The sequence below is a fragment of the Afipia sp. GW823-FHT06G09 genome, from assembly GCF_058794875.1.
Map to the genome: position 1 here is coordinate 243,579 of NZ_JBXAHF010000004.1, position 24,971 is coordinate 268,549.

A 24,971-nucleotide genomic window follows, 5' to 3' on the forward strand; every position below is an offset into this window, starting at 1 on the left:
TACGATGATGGTTTCGCGCACGGCGCAAGCGGAACAGCCGCTCGATCTGCCTCCGGGGTATACACTCGTATCGCTTCGCGAGTATGGCGATGCGTTTGCGCACGGCTGCACTATTGCATCCGAAGCCGGCGCGGGAACGTTGGTCTGGGTCCGGCGCTACGACCTGGTCGAGTTCGCCGTCGTGCTCGAGCCGGACGAGCCGCTGGTGTCGGCGCGCCGGGCGTTCTTCGCCGGGATGAATGCGATCGGGGACGCTATCGCGGTGCATTGCCCGCCGGAGCGGGAGGTACAGTTCACTTGGCCGGATACGATCCTGTTCGATGGCGGCGTGCTGGGCGGTGGGCGGCTTGGCTGGCCGAAGACCTGCCGCGAAGATGACGTTCCGGATTGGCTTGTATTCGGCGTCATTCTGCGCGCCGCGGACATGGCTCATGTTGAGGAAACCGTTGCGGCGGGCGGTGTTGCCCTGCTCAACGAAGGGTTCGAGATGGTCGAGACAGAGGCGATCGTCGGCAGCTTTGCCCGCCATCTCATGACGGCGTTCGATCGATGGAACGAGCGAGGTTTCGAGCCGATTGCGCGGGATTATCTGGAGCGGCTTACGCCGCACGCGGCCGGCCAGAGGCGCGGAATCGACGTCAATGGCGATCTGCTTCGCAGTACCTCCGCGAAAAATCCGCCGGAGCGTGACAGCCTGCTCGATGGGCTGGCCAAGGTCGCATGGTATGACCCTGAATACCGCGCCCCGAAACTGGCGTGAGGCTTACATGCTTAAGTTGCCACGCACCATCAGGCTTGACCCCTCGGACACATTTGTGTTCGAGCGTGCCGCCGAGCCCGGTGAATGGGCGGTGTCCGGTGCGTTCGTGTTCTGGGACGGCGATCCCGCGACCCTCGGACAGAAGCAACGGGTGGCTCTGCGTTCCGGTTTTCTCGGGGTCAATAGTCTCGGCTGGTCGACGCTTGCCGTCGTAACTGAGGCCACCGAAGCCGAACGGCAGGGTGTGGTCGATCAGCTTGCAGGGCAACTGATGGAAAAATACGGAGCACCGGACATTGAGGCCGCGCGCGCCGCAGCGGAAGAAGAAGTCGCGTTTGCGGCTTCGCTTTGCGATCATCCGCCACAAACTTTGCTGGCCGTGCACCGGAGTGTGGAGAACGGAGAAATCCGCGAGCGCTTTCGGACGCTGAAGCCGCGCGCGATCGAACCGGGCGAGGATCGATTGCACACCCATGCAAGCGCCTTTACCTTTCATGAGGTCGAAGGTGACGAACCGGCCGAGGAAGTCGATCTTCTTGGGCTCACAAAGACGGACCGGACATGAGAGAATTCTGGGTTGCTTCAGGCCATCATCTTACGCGCCGGGCCGATCATGGCGGGCTGATTGCGACGCCGGAATTGATCATGGCGTATCTGGCGCGGCCAGAACTGATGCCGCCCGATGATGCATGCGCCGCCGAGCGGAGCCTGCATGCAAGCCTGCTGGCAGACCCGCTTCGGCCGGTATCGAAAGCCGACATTGCCGCACTGGTCGACGCTGACGCCCGCGAAAACTGGACGTTCATGACGGCGTTTCGCGATCGGTTGATGGCGGCGCCATCGCTGGAGGCCGTGTATGTGGCGCTGGCGCGCAAGGGCGCCGGCGATCTGCCGCCGATCTTTCTGTCGCAGCTATCTCATCTGATCCTGCGCAACGCACTTGAAGGCTGCGAAGATCCCTATGTGTTGCGCGCGGCCGAATTGTTCTATCGAAGCCAGAAAGCCACGGTTCACAATGGCGCACTGCTGCTTGCTGATGCCGAAGTCGTTGAGGCGCAGCATCATGCACAGCATGATCTTCATACCTCTCCGTTGACCGCCATGCTCCAGCCGCAGGCCTTCGGCGAGATGGACGTCATGGATGACGAAAATGCATGGACCTATTGGTCGCGATCCGATGCGCATGCGATGGTCATGAATCTGGGCGGCAACCCGAAGGCGCGCGATGCGCTCTGCCGGGTGATCGAACGCTGGATCGCCCATCTTCTGGGTGTCGCTGTGAAAGTGGAGCCGGTCGCGTCTATCGAGGACCGCGACTGGCGCTGGTTCGTCGGGCTCGACAGCGAGGGAACCCGGATCGGCAACGCGCTGTGGAATGGAGATACGCCAGGAGCAGATGCCGCCGAGCGGATCGTGGCGCTGATGCGTATGACATTTGAGGATTCGCGGTTCGTGGATGAACGCGTCGGCAACAAGCCGGTTTATCTCATCCTGGCGATGGGCGCGGACAAGGTGGTGCGCCTAAAGCCGCAGAATCTTGTTGCGGGATTGCCCCTTGCGCCAGCGGCGAATGTTGCGTGATTCACCGGTAACGGGAGGTTCAGACATGACTGAAGCGTCCCGTGAAGTCGGCGTGGTGCTTCGTCGCCGCACCATCGAGAATCCATGGATCGACCACATGTGGTCGCCTGTAACCATTCTCGAGAATGTGCCTGCCACAGCTCCCTGGACAGTCTTGTCGCAGGAGGAGGGTGCGACGCTGTATTACGCTGGTGCCGCATTTATCGACCTGTTCAGCGCTGAGACGACCAATTACCGCGACAATCTCGCTGACGGGTCGCCCCGCATATGGGTCGCGCTGCGGCGTCAGGATGGCGGACCGGAACTCGAACTGACCAAGGTCACGGCCGATCCGACTGAAGGCGAGGCGATGTTCGAAAGCGGCACCGATGTGATCGGCACCGTGCCGATGCCACCGGAAATCGCGGCGTGGATTGCTGCTTTCGTCGATGAGTTTCACGTTGAGCAGGTATTCCACAAGCGCAAGCGCGATCGGGCAAATATCGATCGCAGGCGCGGCGATGATCCATCCGGCGAACGTAAGGACGGCGCATGAGTCAGGACGAGAAGGATACCGAGAAGAGTTTCCTTTCACGCTGGTCGCAGCGCAAACAGGCTGCGAAGCAGCCAGAGACCGACGGCGCGGCTGAAAGATCGGCTGAAGAGGCTGATGCTGCGCCCGCGCCAGTTGTTGAAGGCGATGCCGATGAGGAGTTTGATCTCTCGAGCTTGCCGAAGCTGGAAGACATCACGGAAACCACCGACATAACCGGCTTCCTGCGCAAGGGCGTGCCCGAGAGTTTGCGAAATGCGGCTTTACGTAAATCCTGGGCGCTGGATCCTGCGATCCGGAATTACGTCAATCCGGCGTTGGATTACGCGTATGACTGGAACACGCCGGGAGGTGTGCCGGGAAGCAGCGAGATCGCGGCCGGCACTGATATCTCGAAAATGGTTTTGCAGATCATGGGCGGGGAATCATCCAGCGCTCAGCAATCGTCGGATACCCTGCCTCATAGTGACGCACCCGCCGCTGCGAGCGGCGATTCCGGTATTGCGCTGCAAAATTCAGAAGCGGATCTGCCACTCCAACAGGTGAGAGTGTCTGCCCCGTCGTCGACCACGACGCCTGTTGCCGCTGATTTCAAGCAAACTGAGCAGGACCGGATTGAGATTGTGCAAGCTGTCGACGAAATCAGATCTAATGCGTCGCAACATCCGTCGCGTCGACATGGTTCTGCAAAACCAAGGATTTAGACAAAAGTTTTTGAGGCATAGGACGAACCTATGGTACTAATTGGAACTAGAATAATTCCAGTAAGACAGATGCCTGATTTGAAGGCACGGGTGGGGGAACTCGGTTCGTACCATGCGGGACGCGGGATTAGAGCAGGCCATCAAGGCAGCAGGCGGCGTCGCCTCCCTGGCGAGGGCCATTGGAATTGCACAGCCTTCGGTTTCGGCATGGTCGCGTATTCCGGCTGAGAGAGTTCTCGCTGTTGAGTCTCTGACACAGGTCCCCCGCTTCGTTCTCCGCCCCGACCTCTACGGATCAGCCGGGGATCATATGTCAGCGAAATCAGAGATCGACGAAATCGATCAGCTTCGCGCCGCGGAGTACGGCTTGTTGTCGTTGCTGCTGGGCAAGGCGCCCACCGCTGACACGTTGTCCAAGGTCGCGATGCTCAAAGGCGACGCGTCCGATCTCGGCATGGCGCACATCGAACTCGCCGCAGTTGCGATGGCTTTCGACGAGCGCGCTGTCGCCAAGGAATTTTTCGATCTGTTTATCGGATTGGGACGAGGCGAGTTGCTGCCCTATGCCTCGTATTATCTCACGGGCTTCCTGCACGAGCGGCCGCTCGCGCGCGTCCGTGAAGATTTCGATGTCCTGGGAATTGAGCGCGCTGGACCGGCGCGTGAGCCGGAAGATCACATCGCAATTCTGCTCGAGGTCATGGCCGGTCTTGCGCGCGGCGACTTCGACACGGACTTCGCGGCGCAGGCGCGGTTCTTCGAGCGGCATCTAAAGCCATGGGCCGCGCGGATGTTCGCCGATCTCGAGATTTCGCAATCGGTCAAGTTCTATCGCGCTGTCGGGCGCGTCGGCCGCATCTTCATGGAATTGGAATCAGAGGCTTTCACGCTTTCAGAGTGACGTGAAATCCCGCTGTGGAAATTGACTGGAAGGAGACCGCGATGAGCAAACCGTCCAAGAGCAAGGTGTCCCGCGAGAAGCCACAGGATGCGAAGGGCCTGGATCGTCGCCGCTTCTTCATGATGGGCGGATCCGTCGTCGCTGCGGCCGCTACCGCTGTGCCGCTGGCAACCGAGGCGGAAGCGGACGAGTCGCAGGCCGAGCGCGTCAAGGCTCGCTACAAGGCCGATTCGCCGGACGTCAAAAACTACTATCGCGTCAACCGTTATTGATGGAAGCACGCACATGTTGATCAAGAGAAAAGAAGGAATCGCCGGCCGCGCGCGCTTGCAGGGCATTGCCGCGGGCCTCGCATCCGGTGTTCTCGATCGCCGAACCTTCCTGCGCCGCTCAGGCCTCGTTGCGGGCGCTGGCGCAGCTATCGGATTGATGCCACTCGGATCGGTGCGCAAGGCGCAGGCCGGGCCGAAAATCGTCGGTGCGCCGACGGAGATCAAAAAGAACATCTGCACGCATTGTTCGGTCGGATGCACGGTCATCGCCGAAGTGCAGAACGGCGTTTGGGTCGGTCAGGAACCGGCCTGGGATAGTCCGATCAATCGCGGATCGCACTGCGCAAAGGGTGCGTCGGTGCGCGAGCTGGTGCACGGCGATCGCCGCCTGAAGTATCCGATGAAGCTGGTCAACGGCGAGTGGCAGAAGATCGAATGGGATCAGGCCATCAACGAGATCGGCGACAAGATGCTCGAGATCCGCGCCAAGTCCGGCGCCGACTCGGTCTACCTGCTTGGATCGGCGAAGTTCTCCAACGAAGGCGGCTACCTGTTCCGCAAGTTCGCGGCGTTCTGGGGCACCAATTCGATCGACCACCAGGCGCGCATCTGTCACTCGACCACGGTCGCGGGTGTTGCAAACACCTGGGGCTATGGCGCGATGACGAACTCCTACAACGATATCCGTAATTCGAAGACCATCATCTTCATGGGATCGAATGCTGCCGAAGCGCATCCAGTTTCGCTTCAGCACATTCTGACGGGCAAGGAAATCAACCGCGCCAACGTCTTCGTGCTCGATCCGCGGTTCACGCGCACGGCAGCGCATGCGACCGAGTATGTGAGATTCCGCGGCGGTACCGACATTGCGGTGATCTGGGGCATGCTGCACCACATCTTCAACAACGGCTGGGAAGACAAGCAGTTCATCGCCCAGCGCGTTTACGGCATGGATCAGATCCGCGCCGAAGTTGCCAAATGGACACCGGAAGAAGTCGAGCGCGTCAGCGGTATTCCCGGCGAGCAATTGAAGAAGGTCGCCGAGACGTTCGCCAAACAGAAGCCGTCTACGTTCATCTGGTGCATGGGCGGCACGCAGCACACCGTCGGCACTGCCAACGTCCGCGCCTACTGCAATCTTTTGCTCGCGACCGGCAACGTCGGCTCTTACGGGACCGGCGCAAACATCTTCCGCGGCCACTGCAACGTGCAGGGCGCGACCGATATCGGCCTCGATATCACGTCGTTGCCGCTTTATTACGGTCTCGTCGAAGGCGCATGGAAGCATTGGGCCCGTGTCTGGGAAGTCGATTACGATTACTTGCAGGCGCGTTTCGACGAAGTGCCGGCAAAGGCCGGCCGTCCGGCCCGCACGCGCAAGCAGAACATGGAATTGCCGGGCATTCCGTGGACCCGCTGGTTCGATGCGACGCTTGCCAAACCGGATGACGTCGATCAGCGGGATACCGTGAAGGGCGTGTTCATCATGGGTCATGGTGGCAACACCATCCCCCGCATGACCGAAATGGTGAAGGGCCTTGAAGCGCTCGAATTGCTCGTGGTCGCCGATCCGCACCCGACGACGTTCGCCGCGATCTCGGAACGCAAGAACGGCACCTACCTGCTGCCGGCCTGCACGCAGTTCGAGACATCGGGCTCGCGCACGGCATCCAATCGTTCGCTGCAGTGGGGTGAACAGATCGTCAAGCCGATCTTCGAGTCGAAGGATGACTACGAGATTATCTATCGGCTTTCGAAGAAGCTTGGCTTCGCCGATCTGATGTTCAAGAACATCAAGGTGGAGAACAACCGCCCGGTTCCTGAAGACCTTCTGCGCGAAATCAATCGTGGCGGTTTCTCAACCGGTTATTCCGGCCAGTCGCCGGAACGGCTGAAAGCGCACATGAAGAACCAGGGCAAATTCGACCTGGTCACGCTGCGCGCCAAGAAAGACGAGCCCGAAGTCGGCGGCGACTATTACGGTCTGCCGTGGCCGTGCTGGGGCACGCCCCAGATCAAGCACCCGGGAACGCATACTCTCTACAACACGAACCTTCATGTGAAGGATGGTGGCGGCACATTCCGTGCGCGCTTCGGTGTGGTGTACGAGGAGAAGCAACCCGATGGTTCGGTGAAGAACGTCAATCTTCTGGCCGAAGGCTCCTATAGCTTGGGCTCGGAGTTGACCGATGGTTATCCCGAATTCACCTATGGCGTGCTTAAGAAGCTCGGCTGGGACAAGGATCTCACCGAGGCCGAACTCGCCACCATCAACAAGATCGGCGGCAACAATCCGGACGGCGTGGGCTGGGCGGTCGATTTGTCCGGCGGCATCATCCGCGTCACGCTGGAGCACGGTGTGATGGCGTATGGCAACGGCAAGGCCCGCGCGGTGGCGTGGAATCTGCCGGACCCGGTGCCGGTTCACCGCGAACCGATCTACACGGCGCGGCCTGAGCTGGTCGCGAAATATCCGACGCGGCCCGACGGGCGTCAGTTCCGCATGGCCAACCTCGGCTTCTCGATTCAGAAGGCGGCAGTGGACAAGGGACTTGCCAAGCAATTCCCGATCATCCTCACCTCCGGACGCCTCGTGGAGTATGAAGGCGGCGGCGAAGAAACACGGTCGAACCGGTGGCTCGCCGAATTGCAGCAGGACATGTTCGTTGAAGTAAACACGTCCGACGCGGCCGAGCGCGGCATCAAGGATGGCGGCTGGGTCTGGGTTACCGGACCGGAAAACGGATCGAAGGCGCGCATGAAGGCGCTCGTCACAGATCGCGTCGGCAAGGGCGTGGCGTTCATGCCCTTCCACTTCTCCGGCTGGTTCCAGGGCGTCGATCAGCGCTCGAAATATCCGAAGGGTGCGGATCCGATCGTGCTCGGCGAAAGCGTGAACACGATCACATCGTACGGCTACGACCCGGTCACAGGTATGCACGAGGGCAAGGTGACCCTGTGCCAGATTCAATCGGCGTGAGAGGAGAATAACCAATGGCTCGCGTCAAATTTCTTTGTGATGCCGACCGTTGCATTGAGTGCAACGCCTGCGTGACCGCCTGCAAAAACGAGCATGAAGTCCCTTGGGGCATCAACCGCCGCCGCGTCGTTACCATTAATGACGGCAAGCCCGGTGAGCGCTCGGTCTCCATGGCCTGTATGCATTGCACCGACGCACCTTGCGCCGCGGTCTGCCCGGTGTCGTGCTTCTACACCACGGCAGACGGCGTGGTCCTTCACTCGAAGGATCTCTGCATCGGTTGCGGATATTGCTTCTACGCGTGCCCGTTCGGCGCGCCTCAGTATCCAAAGGTCGGAAACTTCGGCTCGCGCGGCAAGATGGACAAGTGCACCTACTGTGCGGGTGGTCCGGAAGCCGATAACTCGCCGGCCGAATACGCCAAGTACGGCGCCAACCGTCTTGCCCAGGGCAAGCTGCCGATCTGCGCCGAGATGTGTTCGACCAAGTCGTTGCTGGCCGGCGATGGCGCCATCATTGCCGAGATCTACAAGGAACGCGTGATGAAGCGCGGCTATGGTTCGGGCATGTGGGGCTGGAAGACAGCCTACAGCGACTCACCGACAGGCTAGGGCGCAGCTCCGAAGGCCCCCAGCGGCCTTCGGACAACGTGTCCGAAGTTGTTCTTGATTGAAAACTGGAAGGTCGTGCCGATGTCGATCTCGCTCTCAACCCTTAAGGCCATATGTGCCGCCGTCGCGCTGCTATTTGTGCTGGCTCAGCCAGCCGCAGCGCAGCTATCGTTCAAGCCCACCGCCGACGCTGTGCATGAAGACCAGCTTCTCAAGGCGCTGAAGGAAGGTGACAAAATTACCGGGCGGATCACCATTCCTGATCCGATGGCAAGGAGTCTGATTCAGCCCGCCGGAAAGGATTGGCGGGATTTCCAGCGCCACAAGCTTCCCATCATTGGCGGTGTCGCGATCATTGGCATGCTGGTGCTGCTCGCGATCTTTCTCATGGTGCGCGGCCGCATCCGGGTGGAACATGGATTGTCCGGCATCAAGATTCTTCGCTTTGCGAGCTTCGAACGGTTCACTCATTGGCTGACGGCGAGCTGCTTCATCATTCTGGCGCTGTCGGGCCTGAATATCAGCTTCGGCCGCATACTGATCCTTCCGATATTCGGAGCGGAAGCATTCTCCACGCTGACCGCGTGGGGCAAGATCGCGCATAACTATCTCGCATTCCCGTTCATGCTTGGCCTCGTGATCATGTTCCTGATCTGGGTCAAGGATAACATCCCGGGGAAGCTCGATCTCGTCTGGATCAGGAAGGGTGGGGGCATCCTCAAGAACGGCGAGCACCCGCCGGCAAAGCGCTTCAATGCCGGCCAGAAGGGGATCTTCTGGATGGTCATTCTCGGCGGCTTGCTGATGTCGGTATCGGGCTGGCTCATGCTGTTTCCGTATATCCCCGCTAATGTGACTGCGTTGCAGTTCTGGACGGTGATTCATGCGATCATCGCCGTGTTGTTTATCGCGGGCATTCTGGCGCACATTTACATCGGCACGGTCGGTATGGAAGGGGCGTTCGACGCTATGGGCACTGGCGAGGTGGACCTCAACTGGGCCAAGGAGCATCATTCGCTCTGGGTTGAGGAAGAACAGGCCAAGGGCCGCGCCCCTGACACCGGCAGCCCGCGGGCCATGCCGGCCGAATAATTCCATCTATCGATAAAGCTCATACCTATATAAAGGACTGTCCGGCATGGCCGGGCAGTCCTTTTGAGTTTCGGAGCAGGGTATGAAGGTGATTGGTCTTTCGGGATGGAGCGGCGCGGGCAAGACGACCCTGCTGACCCGCTTGATTCCACACCTTATTGCTGAGGGCCTGCGTGTCTCGACAATGAAGCACGCCCATAGCAATTTCGACGTCGACATTCCCGGCAAGGATTCGTGGCTGCATCGGCAGGCAGGTGCAACCGAAGTTCTGATTTCCTCGGGCCGCCGCTGGGCATTGATGCACGAACTGCGAGGCGAGCCGGAGCCGCCTTTGACGGATTTGCTGGCAAAGATGTCCCGCGTGGATTTGCTGATCGTCGAGGGCTTCAAGGCCGATCGCCATCCCAAGATCGAAATACATCGCTCCGCGAACGGCAAACCGCTGATGTTTCCCCAGGACCCAACGATTGTCGGCATCGCCGCCGATATTGCGGTGAATACGGCTCTGCCGTACGCGCACCTTGATGACATTCCGGCGATCTCGCGCATCATGCGGGCGGCCGCGGTGCGGATCGAGGATGTGCTCGCCCATGAGGCTGCGGGAGCCTGATCGCCGATGGCACAACTTTCGGACGATTGCTTCGCATTCGGCGGCCCGATGATGTCGGTCGATGAGGCCGTTTCGATGATAGCGAGCCGCGTTCAGGTCGTGGCGGGCACGGAGCAGGTGGCATTAACCGAAGCCGACGGCCGAATTCTCAGCGCCGACATCAGAGCGCCGCTTCCGCTTCCGCCGTTCACCAATTCCGCAGTCGATGGCTACGCTGTGCGCAGCGCCGATTTGCCGCGCGACAAGGAGCAAGCCTTTCCGGTGTCCGGCCGCGTCCAGGCGGGGTCGTTCGCTTCGGGTTCGATAGCCGCGGGAGAGGCAATCCGTATTTTCACCGGCGCGCCGATGCCAGCGGCAGCGGACACCGTCTTCATGCAGGAAGACGTGCGCCTTGATAAAGCGGGCAAGGTTGTGCTGCCGCCGGGCCTCAAGGCTGGAGCGAACGTGCGGCCTGTGGGCGAGGATATCGCCGAAGGTCATGCCGCGTTGCCGGCGGGCCGGCGGCTGCGTCCCCAGGACATCGCGCTCATCGCAGCGTTTGGATTGACGCGCGTTGAGGTGAGGCGGCGGCTGCGGGTCGCTGTGTTTTCGACGGGTAACGAAGTGGTCTCGCCCGGCGCCCCACGCGCTCCCGCGCAGTTGTTCGACTCTAATCGCTTCATGTTGACGGCGCTGCTGCAGAGGCTCGGCTGCGAGGTGAGCGATCTTGGCATCTTGCGTGACGATCGCATCACACTTGCAGCGGCGTTGAAAGAGGCTGCTATTTGTCACGATCTGATCATCACATCGGGTGGCGTGTCCACGGGGGAGGAGGATCACGTCAAGGCAGCAATCGAAAGCGTAGGCACGCTGGTACTGTGGCGGATGGCGATCAAGCCGGGACGCCCGGTTGCGATGGGGGTCATCGGCGGCACGCCGTTTATCGGATTGCCGGGAAATCCTGTCGCGAGTTTTGTGACCTTTACCTACGTGGTCCGCCCGACGGTTCTGGCTCTTGCCGGTACCGCGCAGAAGAGTCCGGTACCGATGCCGGTGCGCTCGGCTTTCGCCTACGCCAAGAAAATCGGCCGCCGCGAATATGTCCGGGTCAGCCTGCGCAAGGCCGCCGACGGCGTGCTGGAGGCTGTGAAATTTCCGCGCGAGGGGGCAGGGCTACTTTCGTCGCTGGTCGATACCGATGGTCTCGTTCAACTCGGCGAAGAGGTCACGTCAATAAAGCCCGGCCAGACGGTGGGTTTTCTGGATTACGGGAGTCTGATTTAGGCGCTCAGCTCGGCCCGATCAGATTATGGCCGGGATCGCCGACGCGCGCTCCGCTCGTCGTGAACGCGACATATCCGGGCTCCTGAAACTTGTTCAGGAGCATCGACACCGCAGCGGCGGAGAGTCCTGCGAAAACCAATGCGACGATAAAGATTTTCATGACATTCCCCAGCAAATCACCTGTTCCAGCTGCATTTTGTGCTTCGGAACCCGGCAAAGCAAGCTGCCTGTTGTCGCGCTTTCGTCGCACGTCAGGATCAAGCAAAACTGCAATAAACCCGCCCAAATGATGCACTGCGAGAGATGGCGCTCGTCATCGTTGACGCCAGATCGAGCCTCCGCCATTGAGAAGCATGACCATGACCAAGCTCGATCTGACTGGACTTAAGTGCCCGTTGCCGGTGCTAAAGACGCGAAAGGCGCTAAGGGGCCTCACCGCAGGCGACCGGTTGGAGGTCCATTGTACTGATCCGCTCTCTGTCATCGACATTCCTAACCTGATCCGGGAAACCGGTGATCGCGTCGAGATCGTTGAACACGCGGAAAAGCGCATCGTGTTCATGATCGAAAAGACGGATGGGGCGGTCGCTTGAGCGAGCCCACCCCGTGGCCGGTGGAAATCCGGCTAGCCAAGGACAGGCGCTCGCTGAGCATCGCATTCGACGACGGCCAGACCTTCAGTCTGTCAGCTGAACTGCTTCGCGTGACCAGTCCGTCTGCGGAAGTGCAGGGCCATTCGGAGGCTGATCGGAAAACGGTTGGCGGCAAGCGCGGCGTTGCCATCCTGTCCGTCGATCCCGTCGGAAACTATGCGGTGAGAATCGGTTTCGACGACATGCACAACACCGGGATCTATTCCTGGGCCTTCCTGCATGATCTCGGGGCCAATGCCGATCTCCGCTTTCAAAGCTATCTCGACGATCTGGCTGCGAAGGGCCTTAATCGCGACAAACCGGGCGTTCGATAGCCATCTACTGCTTCCGGATACTGATTTGAGGTGTTCCCGGGGCAACCCGCATCGGAACTCCGTTTCATATTGCAAGAACCCAAGGGGATCAGTTGTTCTGGGCTAAGACATTGGAATAATTCTTGGCATACGAAATGCCAGAGGTTATCCTGTCCTGCCTTAAAACCTCGGAATGAGATATTCGAATGAGCCATAGCGCCCAAAAAGTTCAGCCATTCGAGCATCCTGGCGAGGGCCGGCGGCGTGCGAAGGCGACCCCGAAGGGCCGCCAGATCGACCCGGCGGCGGCGCACGAGATCGAGCTTCTGCTGGGGAACCGGCCGAGGCGGCGCGATCTGTTGATCGAGCACCTCCATCTCATTCAGGACAAGTACCATCAGATTTCTGCGGCGCATCTGGCTGCTCTCGCGGATGAGATGCAATTGGCCTTCTCGGAAGTGTTCGAGACCGCGACCTTCTACGCGCATTTTGATGTGGTCAAAGAAGGCCAGCCTGATCTCCCACCGCTGACAATCCGGGTTTGCGATTCTCTCACCTGCGCGATGATGGGCGCGGAGACGCTGCTGAGCGAATTGCAGAAGGGTGCTGGTCCAGGCGTGCGCGTCGTACGGGCGCCGTGCGTCGGCCGCTGCGACACCGCGCCTGCTGTCGAGGTGGGGCATCACTTCGTCGACCATGCGAGCGTCGAGAGCGTGCTGGCCGCGGCAAAAGGCGGCGACACTCATGCGCATCTGCCGAAGTATATCGACTACGACTCTTACGTCGCCAAGGGTGGCTACGCGCTTCTGAACAAGTTGCGCTCCGGTGCGATGACGAATGAAGATTTGTTGAAGGCACTCGATAGCGCTTCGCTGCGCGGGCTTGGCGGAGCGGGCTTTCCGACCGGGCGCAAATGGCGCGCCGTGCTGGGAGAGCCGGGTCCGCGGCTGATGGCGATCAACGGGGACGAAGGCGAACCGGGAACGTTCAAGGATCGCTATTATCTCGAAACCGATCCCCATCGCTTTATCGAAGGCATGCTGATCGGCGCGCATGTTGTCGAAGCACCAGATGTCTATGTCTATCTGCGCGACGAATATCCGGCGTCGCGTGAGATCATCGAACGCGAAATCAAGAAGCTGCCGCCGGGTGGTCCCAAGCTGCATCTGCGCCGGGGAGCCGGCGCGTACATCTGCGGTGAAGAATCCGCGCTGCTCGAGAGCATCGAAGGCAAGCGCGGATTGCCACGCCACAAGCCGCCGTATCCGTTCCAGGTTGGTCTGTTCGGTTTGCCGACCCTGATCAACAACATCGAGACGCTGTGGTGGGTGCGTGACATCGTTGAGAAGGGCGCGGACTGGTGGAAGTCGCAGGGCCGTAACGAACGTCAGGGCCTGCGCAGCTATTCCGTTTCGGGCCGGGTGAAAAATCCCGGCATGAAGCTTGCGCCCGCTGGCGTGACGGTGCGTGAACTGATCGATGAATTCTGTGGCGGCATGGCCGATGGCCATACCTTCCACGCTTATCTGCCGGGCGGAGCGTCGGGCGGCATTCTGCCGGCCTCGATGGATAACGTCCCGCTGGATTTCGGAACGCTGGAAAAGTACGGGTGCTTCATCGGCTCGGCGGCTGTGGTCATCCTGTCGGACAAAGATCAGGTCAAGGACGCTGCACTGAACCTGATGCGGTTCTTCGAGGACGAGAGTTGCGGCCAGTGCACGCCATGCCGTGTCGGCACGCAGAAGGCCGCGACACTGATGGAACAGCGGGTCTGGAACCGTGACTTGCTCGATGAATTGAGTCAGGCGATGCGCGATGCTTCGATTTGCGGTCTGGGGCAGGCGGCTTCGAATCCGCTGACTACCGTCATCAAATATTTTCCCGAGGAATTCGCGCCCAAGGAAGCCGCAGAATGACCAAGATTCAATTCGAGCTCGACGGGAAAATGGTCGAGGCCCAGCCGGGCGAGTCGATCTGGCAGGTGGCCAAGCGCGAAGGTACCGAGATTCCGCATCTTTGCTATTCGCCGGAGCCAGATTACCGCGCCGACGGCAACTGTCGCGCCTGCATGGTGGAGATCGAGGGCGAGCGCGTGCTGGCTGCCTCCTGCAAGCGCATTCCCAACGTCGGCATGAAGGTAAAGTCCGCGAGCGCGCGCGCCGTCTCCGCCCGCAAGATGGTGATGGAGCTTCTGGTCGCCGACCAGCCGGCGCGCGAGACATCGCACGATCCCGATTCCAAGTTCTGGAATTGGGCCGACAAGGTCAACGTCACCGAAAGCCGATTCCCGGCGAATGAGCGCTGGTCGAGTGACACCAGCCATCCGGCGATGAGTGTCAATCTCGACGCCTGCATCCAGTGCGGACTGTGCGTGCGCGCATGTCGCGAAGTGCAGGTCAACGATGTCATCGGCATGGCCTACCGCAATCACGATGCCAAGATCGTGTTCGATTTCGACGATCCGATGGGAGAGTCCACCTGCGTCGCCTGCGGCGAATGCGTTCAGGCCTGTCCCACAGGTGCGCTGATGCCGTCCGCCTACCTCGACGCCAACCAGACCCGTACGGTCTATCCGGACAAGCAGGTCGATTCACTCTGTCCGTTCTGCGGCGTCGGTTGTCAGGTGACGTATCAGGTCAAGGACGAGGAGATCGTCTATGCCGAGGGGCGCGACGGCCCGGCCAACCACAACCGGCTTTGTGTCAAGGGCCGCTTCGGCTTCGACTACATTCATCATCCGCACCGCATCACCAAGCCGCTGGTGCGGCTGCCGAACGCCAAGAAGAGTTCGACCGATCAGGTCGATCCCGCCAATCCGTTTACGCATTTTCGCGAAGCGAGTTGGGAAGAGGCGCTCGATATCGCCGCGCGCGGCCTCGTCGAAATCCGCGACGAGAAGGGCGTGAAAGCACTCGCCGGTTTCGGGTCGGCCAAGGGCTCCAACGAGGAAGCCTATCTGTTCCAGAAACTGGTGCGCACCGGTTTCGGTTCGAACAACGTCGATCACTGCACACGGCTTTGCCATGCTTCGTCAGTGGCTGCGCTGATGGAAGGTCTGAACTCCGGCGCGGTGTCGGCGCCGTTCGCCGCAGCGGCGGATGCAGAGGTCATCATCGTCATCGGCGCCAATCCGACGGTCAACCACCCCGTTGCGGCGACGTTCATCAAGAACGCGGCGAAGAAGGGCGCCAAGCTGATCGTGATGGACCCGCGCCGGCAAACGCTGTCACGCCATGCCACCAAGCATCTCCAGTTCAAGCCCGGCAGCGATGTTGCGATGCTCAATGCGATGCTGCACACGATCATCACCGAAGGCCTGACCGACGATCAATATATCGCGGGCTATACCGAGGGGTTCGACGACCTCAAGGAGAAGATCAAGGAATTCCCGCCGGAGAAGATGGAGCCGATCTGCGGCGTTCCCGCCGAAACGCTGCGCGAAGTCGCCCGCATGTACGCGACGGCGAAATCGTCGATCATTTTCTGGGGCATGGGCATCAGCCAGCATGTCCACGGCACCGATAATGCGCGTTGCCTGATCGCGCTGGCATTGATCACCGGGCAGGTCGGCCGTCCCGGTACGGGCCTTCATCCATTGCGCGGACAGAACAATGTGCAGGGCGCCTCGGACGCGGGTTTGATTCCGATGTTCCTGCCGGACTATCAGCCGGTCGGACGTACCGATCTGCGCGATCCGTTCGAGCATCTGTGGCGGCACGAGATCGATCCGGTGCGAGGGTTGACCGTGGTTGAAATCATGGATGCGATCCATGCCGGTGAAATTACCGGCATGTATATCGAGGGTGAGAATCCCGCGATGTCAGATCCGGATTTACAGCACGCGCGTCAGGCGCTGGCCATGCTCGACCACTTGGTTGTGCAAGACCTGTTCGTAACCGAGACCGCGTTTCATGCCGACGTGATCTTGCCGGCCTCCGCGTTCGCCGAGAAGGTCGGCTCGTTCACCAATACGGACCGCCGCGTGCAGATCGCGCGGCAGGTGGTCAAGCCGCCCGGCGACGCGCGTCAGGATTTATGGATTATTCAGGAGATCGCAAAGCGGATGGGGCTGGACTGGAATTACAGCGGTCCGGCCGATGTATTCCACGAGATGACGCAGTTGATGCCGTCGCTGAAGAATATCACCTGGGAGCGCCTGGAGCGCGAAGGCGCGGTGACCTATCCGGTCGACGATCCTTTCAAGCCCGGCAACGAGATTATCTTCACCACGGGTTTCCCGACCGAGAGTGGCCGCGGCAAGATCGTGCCGGCGCGCGTCACCGCACCGGACGAAATACCAGACGAAGAGTATCCGATGGTGCTTTCGACCGGCCGCGTGCTCGAACACTGGCACACCGGGTCGATGACTCGCCGGTCCGGCGTGCTCGACAGCATCGAACCGGAAGCCGTCGCCTTCATGTCGCCAAAGGACATGCGGCGGCTGAACGTGTGGCCGGGAGATTTCATCAAGCTGGAAACGCGCCGGGGCGCCATTGAGGTCAAGGTCCGTTCCGATCGCGACGTGCCGGAGAACATGGTGTTCATGCCATTCTGCTACGCCGAGGCCGCAGCGAACCTTCTGACCAACCCTGCGCTCGATCCGTTCGGGAAAATTCCGGAGTTCAAGTTCTGCGCTGTGCGGGCAGAGCGTGCCGAGATGCGTACCGCCGCCGAGTGAAAATCCGGCGGCACGCACGGGGAGCGACAGGTCTTCCCCGAGCGGGTGCCACCCTTGGCGCCAGCATTTGGCTACGGTCTGAATGAGAACTGCGGAGGCCCGAGCTGATGTGCCAGACCCGGCTGTACCAGTTCGATCCAGTCGCACAGCCGAGAGCGGGTTTCGCGCGGATGGATAAGGTCATGAACCGAGAAAGCTTCGGCTTTGCGGAAGGGTGACTGTAACGCGGCGAACTGGTCTTCGAGTTCGAGCCGTTTCGCTGCGGGATCGGCCGCCGCTGCTATTTCGTGCCGGAACGCCAGAGCGACCCCGCCTTCCACGGGCAACGCGCCGCTTTCGGCCGAAGGCCACGCCAGCACATGACAGCCCGACGGCATATGGGCGTAGTTGGCAAGGCCCATGCTTTTGCGCACCAGCACCGCCATCCAGGGAACGGTGGAGAGTGCGACTGAGATCAGCGCCGAAGCGCCGTGCCGAATGGTGGCGTCGCGCTCTGCATCGGGGCCGATCATGAAGCCAGGTTCGTCGACAAAGGTCACGATCGGAAGATGGAAGGTCTGGCACAGGTCGACAAAGCGTCTCAGTTTCTGCGCGCCTGCCGCGGTGAGCGATCCGGCGTTGTGTTTTGGATCGCTCGCAAAGATGCCCACCGCATAGCCTGACAGGCGCGCGAATCCCGTAATTTGCCCCGGTCCGTATTTCCTCCCCATTTCAAAGAAAGAGCCGTGATCGACGATCGCTTCCACCACATGCCGCATGTTGTAGATGCGCTTGCGGTTGGCCGGGATGATATCGGCCAGTTCGGGAGCTTCGCGCGTGACCGGATCATCCTTGGCTCCGCGTGGCGTTAATTCCCATACGTTCTGCGGCATATAGGACAGAAACTTTTTGATGGCATCGAAGGCAGCGTTTTCGTCTTCCACCACGTCATCGACGAGACCGCTTTTTTCGTGGACCTGCGCACCGCCGAGTTCCTCCTTGGTCAGCTTGACGCCGAGGGCGCGCTCAACCAGCGCCGGGCCGCCGGTCAGAATTTGCGATGTCGTTCTCGTCATCACGGTGTAATGCGATGCCGCAAGGCGTCCGGCCGGAAATCCGGCGACTGCCCCGACAGCGGCGCTGGCGACCGGCACTGTTCCCAGACATCGCGCGATGGATTCGAAACGGCTGCGTTCGTAGACGGCGCCGGGGAGGGTTTGAACTTTCTTGCCCCCGCTGCCGGTGATGCTTGCACCCGAGCCTTCATGAAAACGCACCAGCGGAATCCGGTACTGCAACGCGAGGTCTTCGGTGTAGATGCTCTTGCGTAGGCCGGCAGCGTTGGGCGATCCCGCTCCCATGGTGAAGTCCTCGCCAGCCACCACGCAGTGACGTCCGGCAATCTTGCCGATGCCAAGCACGAAATTGGCTGGCGTGAACGACAGCGTGCCGTCTTCCGCGCGTTCGCCCGATCCTGCAATCGGACCGACCTCTCTTAGGCTGTCCGTGTCGAGGACGCGCTCGATCCGCTCGCGGATGGTGAGGCGGCCTTTGTCGTGCTGCTTCCGGACTGCGATCTCGCCGCCTTGCCGAAGCGCCAGCTTGCGCCGCTCGTCAATTTCGTCGGTTTTGTCCTGCCACGCTGTCGAACGCATTGTGTTTCTCCCGGACACGGTTGTGGCTCAGATCTCAAGAACCATGAGCGATTGGCCTTCATCGACCATGTCGTCGATCTGGACGAGAATGGTTTTGACCTTGCCCTTGGCAGGCGAGGCAACCGGAATTTCCATCTTCATGGATTCGATCAGGATAAGATCGTCACCCGCGCTCACCTGGGTGCCGATCTCGGAAAATGAGATGACCCGGCCCGCCAGTTCCGCGGTTATTGTCTTGTCGGCCATGTACTGACATCCGTCGCGTGTTTTGTTGCGGCCCCGAAACCCCGTGGGCGATGGGGTTTCAAGTTAGTTCCATAAAGGAACCTGTCAAGCGGTCTCCCTGCGAAGCAGCCCTGCGCGGTGAAGAGCATCGGATATTAAGCGTTTGTGGCTGGTATAGCTTGCAGCCGATGCTATGAAATGACCGACAAATCGGCATGGATAGCCGGTGACCGAGGCTGACGCGTGATTGACAGCAGTATCCGATTTTCCGTGGCGCCCATGATGGACTGGACGGACCGGCATTGCCGCGTGTTCCACCGTCTGCTGTCGCGGCGTGCGCGGCTCTACACCGAGATGCTGACCACAGGCGCCATCATTCATGGCGACCGCCAGCGGCTGCTTGGTTTCGATGCCAGCGAGCATCCCGTCGCGCTTCAGCTCGGCGGATCGAATCCACGCGATCTTGCGGAAGCTGCGCGGATTGGCGAAGGCTTCGGTTACGACGAGATCAACATGAATGTCGGTTGTCCGTCCGATCGCGTAAAGGGCGGAAATTTCGGCGCATGTCTGATGGCGGAGCCGAAACTCGTTGCGGACTGTGTCGCCGCCATGAAGCAAGCCGTGAAAATTCCGGTCACGGTGAAGTGCCGCATCGGCATCGACGATCAGGACCCCGAAATAGCCTTGGATACGCTGAGCCGCGCCGTGATTGCAGCAGGCGCGGATGCGCTCGTCGTTCACGCGCGCAAGGCATGGCTGAACGGATTATCGCCGAAGGAAAACCGCGATATCCCGCCGCTCGACTATGACCGGGTCTATCGTTTGAAGGCGGCGCTGCCGGAGGTGCCGGTCATTATCAATGGCGGTATCGCAACGATCGCGGCCGCGAAGCAGCACCTCGATCACGTCGATGGTGCGATGCTCGGACGTGCCGCTTATCAGGAGCCCTGGCGGTTGCTGAGTGTCGATCCGGAGCTATTCGGTGAAGCTGCGCCGCACGCGACGATGCATGACGCTATCGAGGCGCTGATGCCCTATATCGAACGCGAACTTGCCGCCGGGACACGGCTGCATTCCATCACGCGGCATCTGGTCGGTGCATTTCACGGCATGCCGGGCGCAAGGGCATTTCGCCGCTATCTTGCGGAAGTCTGCACCAGGCCCGGAGCAGGCACGACGTCGCTGCGTGAAGCGCTCACGATTGTCGAACCGCGTTCAGCGGCGCAGATCGCCGCCTGAGATTGAGTTACGGATAGCCGCGCAGCATCAGCTTGTCGGGACGGACTTCCCAGCTTTCCAGCCGGTTGAGGAAGCTCATGCCGAGCAGGTTGGACTTCATCTGGCCGCGTGGCACCACCAGCGCCGGCACCGAGCGTTCTACGAGTTTACCAACTGACAGACGATCGAGGGTCAGGCGCGCCGCGCGGACGCGGCCGCCTGCGGTCTCGACATCCACGTTGTAGTCCAGCAACTCCAGCGGCAGACCGGCCGCTTTCGCGGTTTCATAGGTCAGGACAACGGAAGTCGCGCCGGTGTCGATCACCATCGGTGTGCTGTGTCCGTTGATCTTTGCGCGGAGGGAGAATTCGCCGCTGTCGCTGCGGGCAATTTCAACAGCGCGCGCCGGTTTAACATTCAGGGTCTGATCTGTGGCGCGGATCAACGCCCCTTTCATGCTGGCAAAAGCAACAGGATGGGACATCGACAGCAGAAAGCCGACGGCCGAGACCACTACGGCGAGAATTGTGAGCGCTCGCATCATGCGGCACCTCCCGCGCTCAAGAGTTTTCCTGACGCTCCGGTCGTGGCGCCGGAATCTGAAGTCCAGCATCCTGCATACGTTGATGCAGCGTCGTCATGATGTCGAGCCGTTCGCTGTTGTCCATTTTGTGCCAGCGGGCGATTTCGGGCAGGGTACGTCCGCAGCCAAGGCAGAGCTTGCTCGTGGGATCGATGAAGCAGACGGCGATGCAAGGCGTTTCTTGTTTCATGAGTGGTACTGAGGGGCATTTTCATCGCTCGCGCAAGATGTTCTACAAGCCGGTTCCTGCATTCATGATCGGCTTGAAACGCGGACGGCTTCGGTCTCCGGTCATTCCCTCTGGCGACCTGTCGGGCTGGAGCGGCGGGGAGTCCTCACGCATCGGGGCCAGTGCCGTCATCACGCGCTCAGGCGGATAGGTGACGATCACCTCCGTACCCACCCGCAGGGTTGATTTGAGCGTGAACGTACCGCCATGCATGTCGATCAGGCTCTTGGCGATCGGGAGGCCGAGGCCGGCGCCCTGTTCGGCGGATTTGATCGAGTTCGATCCCTGGCCGAATGAAGCCAGCACGATCGGAATCTCGTCCTCGGCGATGCCGGAGCCCGTATCCTTGACGCTCAGATACTGCCCGCCCGATGCGGTCCAGCCGACCTTGAGCCAGATTTCGCCGCCCTGCGGCGTGAACTTGATCGAGTTCGACAACAGGTTGAGCACGACCTGACGCGTGGCGCGTTCGTCGCCCCACAGTTTCGGCATGTCCTGTTCGAAAACTTCATGAATCGTAATGCCGCGGCTTGACGCGCGCAGCTTCAGCAAATGGTGGCAGTCCGCGACGACATGCACCAGCGAGACAGGTTCTTCATTGAGCTCGTAACGCCCGGCCTCGATGCGCGACAGATCGAGAATTTCATTGATGAGATTCAAGAGGTGGACACCGGAGTTATGAATGTCGGCCGAGTAATCCTTGTAGACCTCGACGGCATGCGCTCCAAAAATCTCGCTCTTCATGACTTCGGAAAATCCGAGAATGGCGTTGAGCGGTGTGCGCAGTTCGTGGCTCATCTGGGCGAGGAAGCGCGACTTAGAAACGTTGGCGGACTCAGCCCGGTAGCGCGCTTCATCCGAAATGGCCTTGGCCTGTTCGAGCTCGCCGATCAGCGCGTCTTTCTCGGCGCGGGCTTCCAGAGTCGCAAGCGTGGTCGAATGCAGGCGATGGGCGAGCAGGGCGAAGTAGCCTTCCGCGGTAACCGCGAGTGCGGCGAGAATGTAATCGTCGAAAGTTCCGCGAAGAATGAAATTCGCCGCGATTGCCGCCGATACCGGGACCGTCGCAGCGAACGCAGCAATCGGCAGGCTCGCCGCCAGCATGCTGGAAACGGCAATGACCAGCAGCATCACGAACAGCATCAGGGTGTTCGAGACGACATCGATGCCGGACGGATGGATCAGGACGAGAGTCCAGGCCAATCCGTAAAGCAGATCCAGCCCCACAAAGCGCATGCGCCACTTGCGCGTGATGGCGGGGGAGGAGGATGTGACCGCAAGAAACTTTGAGCAAAATCGAATGACGATACCGTGGATCGCGAGGATCCCGGCTGTCCAAATCACCGCAGCGACGGCAGGAATCCAGAAACTCGCCAGGATGCCTGTCGAGACCACGAGAAGGATAACGACGAGCGAGGCCGAGATGCGCGTCTGTGCATATTGTCTCAGCAGTTCATGATCGAAGGCCGGGCGTGTTCCGCTGGTGGAGGTCAGGCGGTCACGGGCTTCGCGTACGCGCTGCGCCGCTGCCCGGCGGCTGCGAGCCGGTGCTTCCGCCGATGTCGCGGAGAGCTCTTTTTTGTCGGCGGACTCACTCATTTTTACGCGACAAATCCCGAACAATGACCAATGCCGCGCTGGGCCAAGCGCGCATACTTCTGCCCGCTATTTCTGGCGCTAAATCATTAAGAGGTGGCTTAAAGGTCAATTTAATCGGGTTAAGAAAGTATGAATTTCGGTGTCGCAGGAAGGTCCGAACACACCGGTCAAAGTTGAAAAGAAAAAAGGCGGCACGGGATACCGCGCCGCCTCGGTTGTCACGCAGGCCGATGGTTATCGCTGTAGCCGTGCCAACAGGCTCGACGTATCCCAGCGCTTGCCGCCCATTTTCTCGACTTCGGCGTAGAAGTTGTCGACCAGCGCGGTGACCGGGAGGCTCGCGCCGTTGCGGCGGGCTTCCGCGAGGCAGATCGAAAGATCCTTGCGCATCCACTCCACGGCGAAACCGAAATCGAACTTGCCTTCGTCCATCGTCTTGTAACGGTTTTCCATCTGCCAGGATTGTGCGGCGCCCTTGGAGATGGTGTCGATCACCGCCTGGACGTCGAGTCCGGACTTCTTGGCGAAATGAATTCCCTCCGATAGCCCCTCGACCAGACCTGCGATGCAGATCTGGTTGACCATTTTGGTGAGCTGGCCGGAGCCGGCTGGGCCGAGCAGTTTGCACATCCGGGCGTAGGACGCGATCACGGGCTCAGCCTTTTTGTAGGGGGCTTCCGCACCGCCGCACATGACCGTCAGAACGCCGTTTTCCGCGCCGGCCTGGCCGCCGGAAACCGGTGCATCGATAAACTGGAAGCCACGTTTGGTGGCCTCAGCATCAAGCTGACGTGCGACTTCGGCGGATGCCGTTGTGTGATCGACAAATATGGCTCCGGATTTCATCCCCGAGAACGCGCCGTCGACGCCGATGGTCACGGCGCGCAGGTCGTCGTCATTGCCGACGCAGGCCATCACGAAATCCTGACCTTCGGCAGCGGCCTTCGGTGTCGCGGCGGCGCGCCCGCCGAATTTCTCGGCCCATGCTTTCGATTTGGCGGCGGTGCGATTGTACACGGTCACCTCATGGCCGCCCTTGGCGGCGAGGTGTCCCGCCATGGGGAATCCCATGACGCCGAGGCCGAGAAATGCGACTTTTGCCATATCTTGCTCTTTGGATTGCTGGTGTGTTTTGGCCGGATTTCCCGGCATGTGGGATGACAACAGCTATGCGAAGGATGGACAGCCTTGCAAGGCCGTTGACGGCAAAGGTGACGCGCGTATGAAGGCCACAAGCGGCGGCCCCCGGGGGTAATGCCGGGAGATATGTTGTGGCAGTCGATAAAACCCAGGTTCTCGCAGCGCTTCGCGCCGTATCATCGCCGCGTGGCGTACAGCTGGCCGATGCCAACGTGCTTTCCGAGATTATGGCCTCGGACGGCAAGGTTTTCTTCTCGATCAATGTCGATGCCAACGAGGCGCGGGCATGGGAAGACGTTCGCGCCAAGGCCGAGGCCGCGGTTCGGGCGATACCGGGTGTCACGACAGCGATGGTCGCGCTGACCGCAGAGCGCAAACCCGGCGCTGCGGCTGCTTCAGCGCCGCACCAGCATTCGCATGGGGTGAGGCCTGTTGCGCAGCATCGACCTCAAGGAGCGCCCGCGGATTCTCCCATGGGCAAGCAGGCTGCCATTCCTGGCATCGGCGCCATTATCGCGGTGGCGTCCGGCAAGGGCGGCGTCGGTAAATCGACCACGGCGCTCAATCTTGCACTGGCGCTGCGCGATCTCGGTCTGAGGGTAGGGCTGCTTGATGCCGACATTTACGGCCCGTCAGTTCCGCGTCTGACCGGGGTTCGCGAAAAGCCAACGTTGAACGACGCCAGGAAAATGATCCCGATCGTCCGCTTCGGACTGCCGCTGATGTCGATCGGTTTTCTGGTTGAAGAAGAGACCGCAATGGTCTGGCGCGGACCGATGGTCATGTCGGCAATCCGGCAGATGCTGTGGGATGTCGCCTGGGGTGAACTCGACGTGCTGGTGGTGGACATGCCGCCGGGTACAGGCGACGCGCAACTGACGCTCGCCCAGCAGGTGCCGCTGCGGGGTGTCGTGATCGTTTCGACGCCGCAGGACCTCGCCCTGATCGATGCCCGCAGAGGTATAGCCATGTTCGACAAGGTTAGCGTCCCGACGCTCGGCATCATTGAGAACATGAGCTACTTCCAGTGCCCTGAATGCGGCACGCGCTCGGATATCTTCGGACATGGCGGCGCGCGGCACGAGGCCGAGAGGCTCAAGGTTCCGTTCCTGGGTGAAATCCCGCTACACCTGTCGATCCGCACCTCGTCGGATGCAGGGACACCGGTCGTGGACAGCGAGCCGGACGGGCCCCATGCGGCGATTTATCGAGCCATCGGGGCAGAGATCAAAAAGCAGCTTGCAGGCGCGGCAGCCACCGTCTGACCGGCCTTTCTAGCGGTTTTACCGGCCGGATTCAGGTCCTATTCGACTTTCGTTTAATCGGGGTCGGATGCGCTGTTCCTGCGTTTTCCGCCAATCAACTTCCGTGCTAGAGACCGCCCCAGAGGGATTTCAAAAAGAAACGCCCCCC

Annotated in this window: 25 protein-coding genes; 18 read left to right on the top strand and 7 right to left on the bottom strand. The window is 60.6% G+C overall.

What is annotated here, in order from left to right; all coding sequences use genetic code 11:
- The first annotated feature begins 4 nt into the window (after positions 1–4).
- The 12 genes from AC1Q67_RS17970 to AC1Q67_RS18025 all read left to right on the top strand — a co-directional run bounded on the left by AC1Q67_RS17970 (position 5) and on the right by AC1Q67_RS18025 (position 11,306).
- Entirely contained in the window at positions 5–760 is a 756-nt protein-coding gene (locus tag AC1Q67_RS17970; protein WP_492236949.1) for a biotin/lipoate--protein ligase family protein, read from the top strand.
- 7 nt (positions 761–767) lie between these two features.
- Complete coding sequence (locus AC1Q67_RS17975) at positions 768–1,325, top strand: DUF6505 family protein (RefSeq protein ID WP_492236948.1); 558 nt, start codon at positions 768–770, stop codon at positions 1,323–1,325.
- Positions 1,322–2,341 carry a DUF6352 family protein gene (locus AC1Q67_RS17980; protein WP_492236946.1) on the top strand — a complete coding sequence of 340 codons (1,020 nt, stop codon included), beginning with the start codon at positions 1,322–1,324 and terminating at the stop codon, positions 2,339–2,341. Before AC1Q67_RS17975 ends, AC1Q67_RS17980 begins: the two co-directional genes overlap by 4 nt.
- A gap of 25 nt (positions 2,342–2,366) precedes the next feature.
- Positions 2,367–2,876: a DUF3305 domain-containing protein gene (locus tag AC1Q67_RS17985; protein WP_492236944.1), complete on the top strand. Its 510-nt coding sequence runs from the start codon at positions 2,367–2,369 to the stop codon at positions 2,874–2,876.
- On the top strand, positions 2,873–3,577 hold the full coding sequence (locus tag AC1Q67_RS17990; protein WP_492236942.1) for a DUF3306 domain-containing protein: 705 nt from the start codon (positions 2,873–2,875) through the stop codon (positions 3,575–3,577). Before AC1Q67_RS17985 ends, AC1Q67_RS17990 begins: the two co-directional genes overlap by 4 nt.
- Positions 3,578–3,689: 112 nt before the next feature.
- Positions 3,690–4,478: a Cro/CI family transcriptional regulator gene (locus tag AC1Q67_RS17995; RefSeq protein ID WP_492236941.1), complete on the top strand. Its 789-nt coding sequence runs from the start codon at positions 3,690–3,692 to the stop codon at positions 4,476–4,478.
- A 41-nt stretch (positions 4,479–4,519) separates the two neighbouring features.
- The gene (locus AC1Q67_RS18000) at positions 4,520–4,750 is read left to right on the top strand and encodes a hypothetical protein (protein ID WP_492236939.1); all 231 of its coding nucleotides are present in this window, start codon (positions 4,520–4,522) and stop codon (positions 4,748–4,750) included.
- 13 nt (positions 4,751–4,763) lie between these two features.
- Positions 4,764–7,730, top strand: coding sequence for a formate dehydrogenase subunit alpha (locus tag AC1Q67_RS18005; protein WP_492236937.1), 2,967 nt, complete (start codon positions 4,764–4,766; stop codon positions 7,728–7,730).
- A 14-nt stretch (positions 7,731–7,744) separates the two neighbouring features.
- Positions 7,745–8,341: a formate dehydrogenase FDH3 subunit beta gene (gene fdh3B / locus AC1Q67_RS18010; protein WP_006019899.1), complete on the top strand. Its 597-nt coding sequence runs from the start codon at positions 7,745–7,747 to the stop codon at positions 8,339–8,341.
- A gap of 81 nt (positions 8,342–8,422) precedes the next feature.
- Positions 8,423–9,433, top strand: coding sequence for a formate dehydrogenase subunit gamma (locus tag AC1Q67_RS18015; RefSeq protein ID WP_492237168.1), 1,011 nt, complete (start codon positions 8,423–8,425; stop codon positions 9,431–9,433).
- Positions 9,434–9,515: 82 nt separating this feature from the next.
- Positions 9,516–10,043 carry a molybdopterin-guanine dinucleotide biosynthesis protein B gene (gene mobB, locus AC1Q67_RS18020; RefSeq protein ID WP_492236936.1) on the top strand — a complete coding sequence of 176 codons (528 nt, stop codon included), beginning with the start codon at positions 9,516–9,518 and terminating at the stop codon, positions 10,041–10,043.
- 6 nt (positions 10,044–10,049) lie between these two features.
- Positions 10,050–11,306, top strand: a complete 1,257-nt coding sequence (locus AC1Q67_RS18025) for a molybdopterin molybdotransferase MoeA (protein ID WP_492236934.1) — start codon at positions 10,050–10,052, stop codon at positions 11,304–11,306.
- A gap of 4 nt (positions 11,307–11,310) precedes the next feature.
- Here AC1Q67_RS18025 and AC1Q67_RS18030 read toward each other — a convergent pair whose 3' ends face one another.
- Positions 11,311–11,466, bottom strand: coding sequence for a hypothetical protein (locus AC1Q67_RS18030; protein ID WP_492236933.1), 156 nt, complete (start codon positions 11,464–11,466; stop codon positions 11,311–11,313).
- A gap of 193 nt (positions 11,467–11,659) precedes the next feature.
- Here AC1Q67_RS18030 and AC1Q67_RS18035 point away from each other — a divergent pair, with 193 nt between their 5' ends.
- From AC1Q67_RS18035 to fdhF, 4 genes are all read left to right on the top strand, one after another.
- Positions 11,660–11,899: a sulfurtransferase TusA family protein gene (locus AC1Q67_RS18035; RefSeq protein WP_492236932.1), complete on the top strand. Its 240-nt coding sequence runs from the start codon at positions 11,660–11,662 to the stop codon at positions 11,897–11,899.
- On the top strand, positions 11,896–12,273 hold the full coding sequence (locus AC1Q67_RS18040; protein ID WP_492236930.1) for a gamma-butyrobetaine hydroxylase family protein: 378 nt from the start codon (positions 11,896–11,898) through the stop codon (positions 12,271–12,273). Before AC1Q67_RS18035 ends, AC1Q67_RS18040 begins: the two co-directional genes overlap by 4 nt.
- A 185-nt stretch (positions 12,274–12,458) precedes the next feature.
- A complete protein-coding gene (locus tag AC1Q67_RS18045) occupies positions 12,459–14,168 on the top strand; it encodes an NADH-ubiquinone oxidoreductase-F iron-sulfur binding region domain-containing protein (RefSeq protein WP_492236928.1) in 1,710 nt (569 codons plus the stop codon).
- Positions 14,165–16,930, top strand: a complete 2,766-nt coding sequence (gene fdhF, locus AC1Q67_RS18050) for a formate dehydrogenase subunit alpha (protein WP_492236927.1) — start codon at positions 14,165–14,167, stop codon at positions 16,928–16,930. The genes AC1Q67_RS18045 and fdhF overlap by 4 nt, the downstream gene beginning before the upstream one ends.
- Positions 16,931–17,001: 71 nt before the next feature.
- Here the strand turns inward: fdhF and AC1Q67_RS18055 are convergent, their stop codons facing one another.
- Both AC1Q67_RS18055 and AC1Q67_RS18060 read right to left on the bottom strand, forming a co-directional pair.
- Positions 17,002–18,564 (bottom strand): acyl-CoA carboxylase subunit beta, encoded by a 1,563-nt coding sequence (locus tag AC1Q67_RS18055; RefSeq protein ID WP_024574105.1) that lies wholly within the window; start codon positions 18,562–18,564, stop codon positions 17,002–17,004.
- Positions 18,565–18,591: 27 nt separating this feature from the next.
- Positions 18,592–18,810 carry an acyl-CoA carboxylase biotin carboxyl carrier protein subunit gene (locus AC1Q67_RS18060; protein WP_024574106.1) on the bottom strand — a complete coding sequence of 73 codons (219 nt, stop codon included), beginning with the start codon at positions 18,808–18,810 and terminating at the stop codon, positions 18,592–18,594.
- A gap of 225 nt (positions 18,811–19,035) precedes the next feature.
- Between AC1Q67_RS18060 and dusA the strand changes: the two genes are divergently transcribed.
- Positions 19,036–20,028 carry a tRNA dihydrouridine(20/20a) synthase DusA gene (gene dusA, locus AC1Q67_RS18065; protein WP_492237167.1) on the top strand — a complete coding sequence of 331 codons (993 nt, stop codon included), beginning with the start codon at positions 19,036–19,038 and terminating at the stop codon, positions 20,026–20,028.
- A 7-nt stretch (positions 20,029–20,035) separates the two neighbouring features.
- Here dusA and AC1Q67_RS18070 read toward each other — a convergent pair whose 3' ends face one another.
- From AC1Q67_RS18070 to AC1Q67_RS18085, 4 genes are all read right to left on the bottom strand, one after another.
- Positions 20,036–20,551, bottom strand: a complete 516-nt coding sequence (locus AC1Q67_RS18070; protein ID WP_024574108.1) for a TIGR02281 family clan AA aspartic protease — start codon at positions 20,549–20,551, stop codon at positions 20,036–20,038.
- 16 nt (positions 20,552–20,567) lie between these two features.
- A complete protein-coding gene (locus AC1Q67_RS18075; RefSeq protein ID WP_024574109.1) occupies positions 20,568–20,780 on the bottom strand; it encodes a DUF1289 domain-containing protein in 213 nt (70 codons plus the stop codon).
- Between the two features lie 42 nt (positions 20,781–20,822).
- Complete coding sequence (locus AC1Q67_RS18080; RefSeq protein WP_024574110.1) at positions 20,823–22,418, bottom strand: sensor histidine kinase; 1,596 nt, start codon at positions 22,416–22,418, stop codon at positions 20,823–20,825.
- A gap of 234 nt (positions 22,419–22,652) precedes the next feature.
- Complete coding sequence (locus AC1Q67_RS18085; RefSeq protein WP_492236923.1) at positions 22,653–23,570, bottom strand: NAD(P)-dependent oxidoreductase; 918 nt, start codon at positions 23,568–23,570, stop codon at positions 22,653–22,655.
- 119 nt (positions 23,571–23,689) lie between these two features.
- Here AC1Q67_RS18085 and AC1Q67_RS18090 point away from each other — a divergent pair, with 119 nt between their 5' ends.
- The gene (locus AC1Q67_RS18090) at positions 23,690–24,823 is read left to right on the top strand and encodes an Mrp/NBP35 family ATP-binding protein (protein WP_492236921.1); all 1,134 of its coding nucleotides are present in this window, start codon (positions 23,690–23,692) and stop codon (positions 24,821–24,823) included.
- The last annotated feature ends 148 nt before the right edge of the window (positions 24,824–24,971 follow it).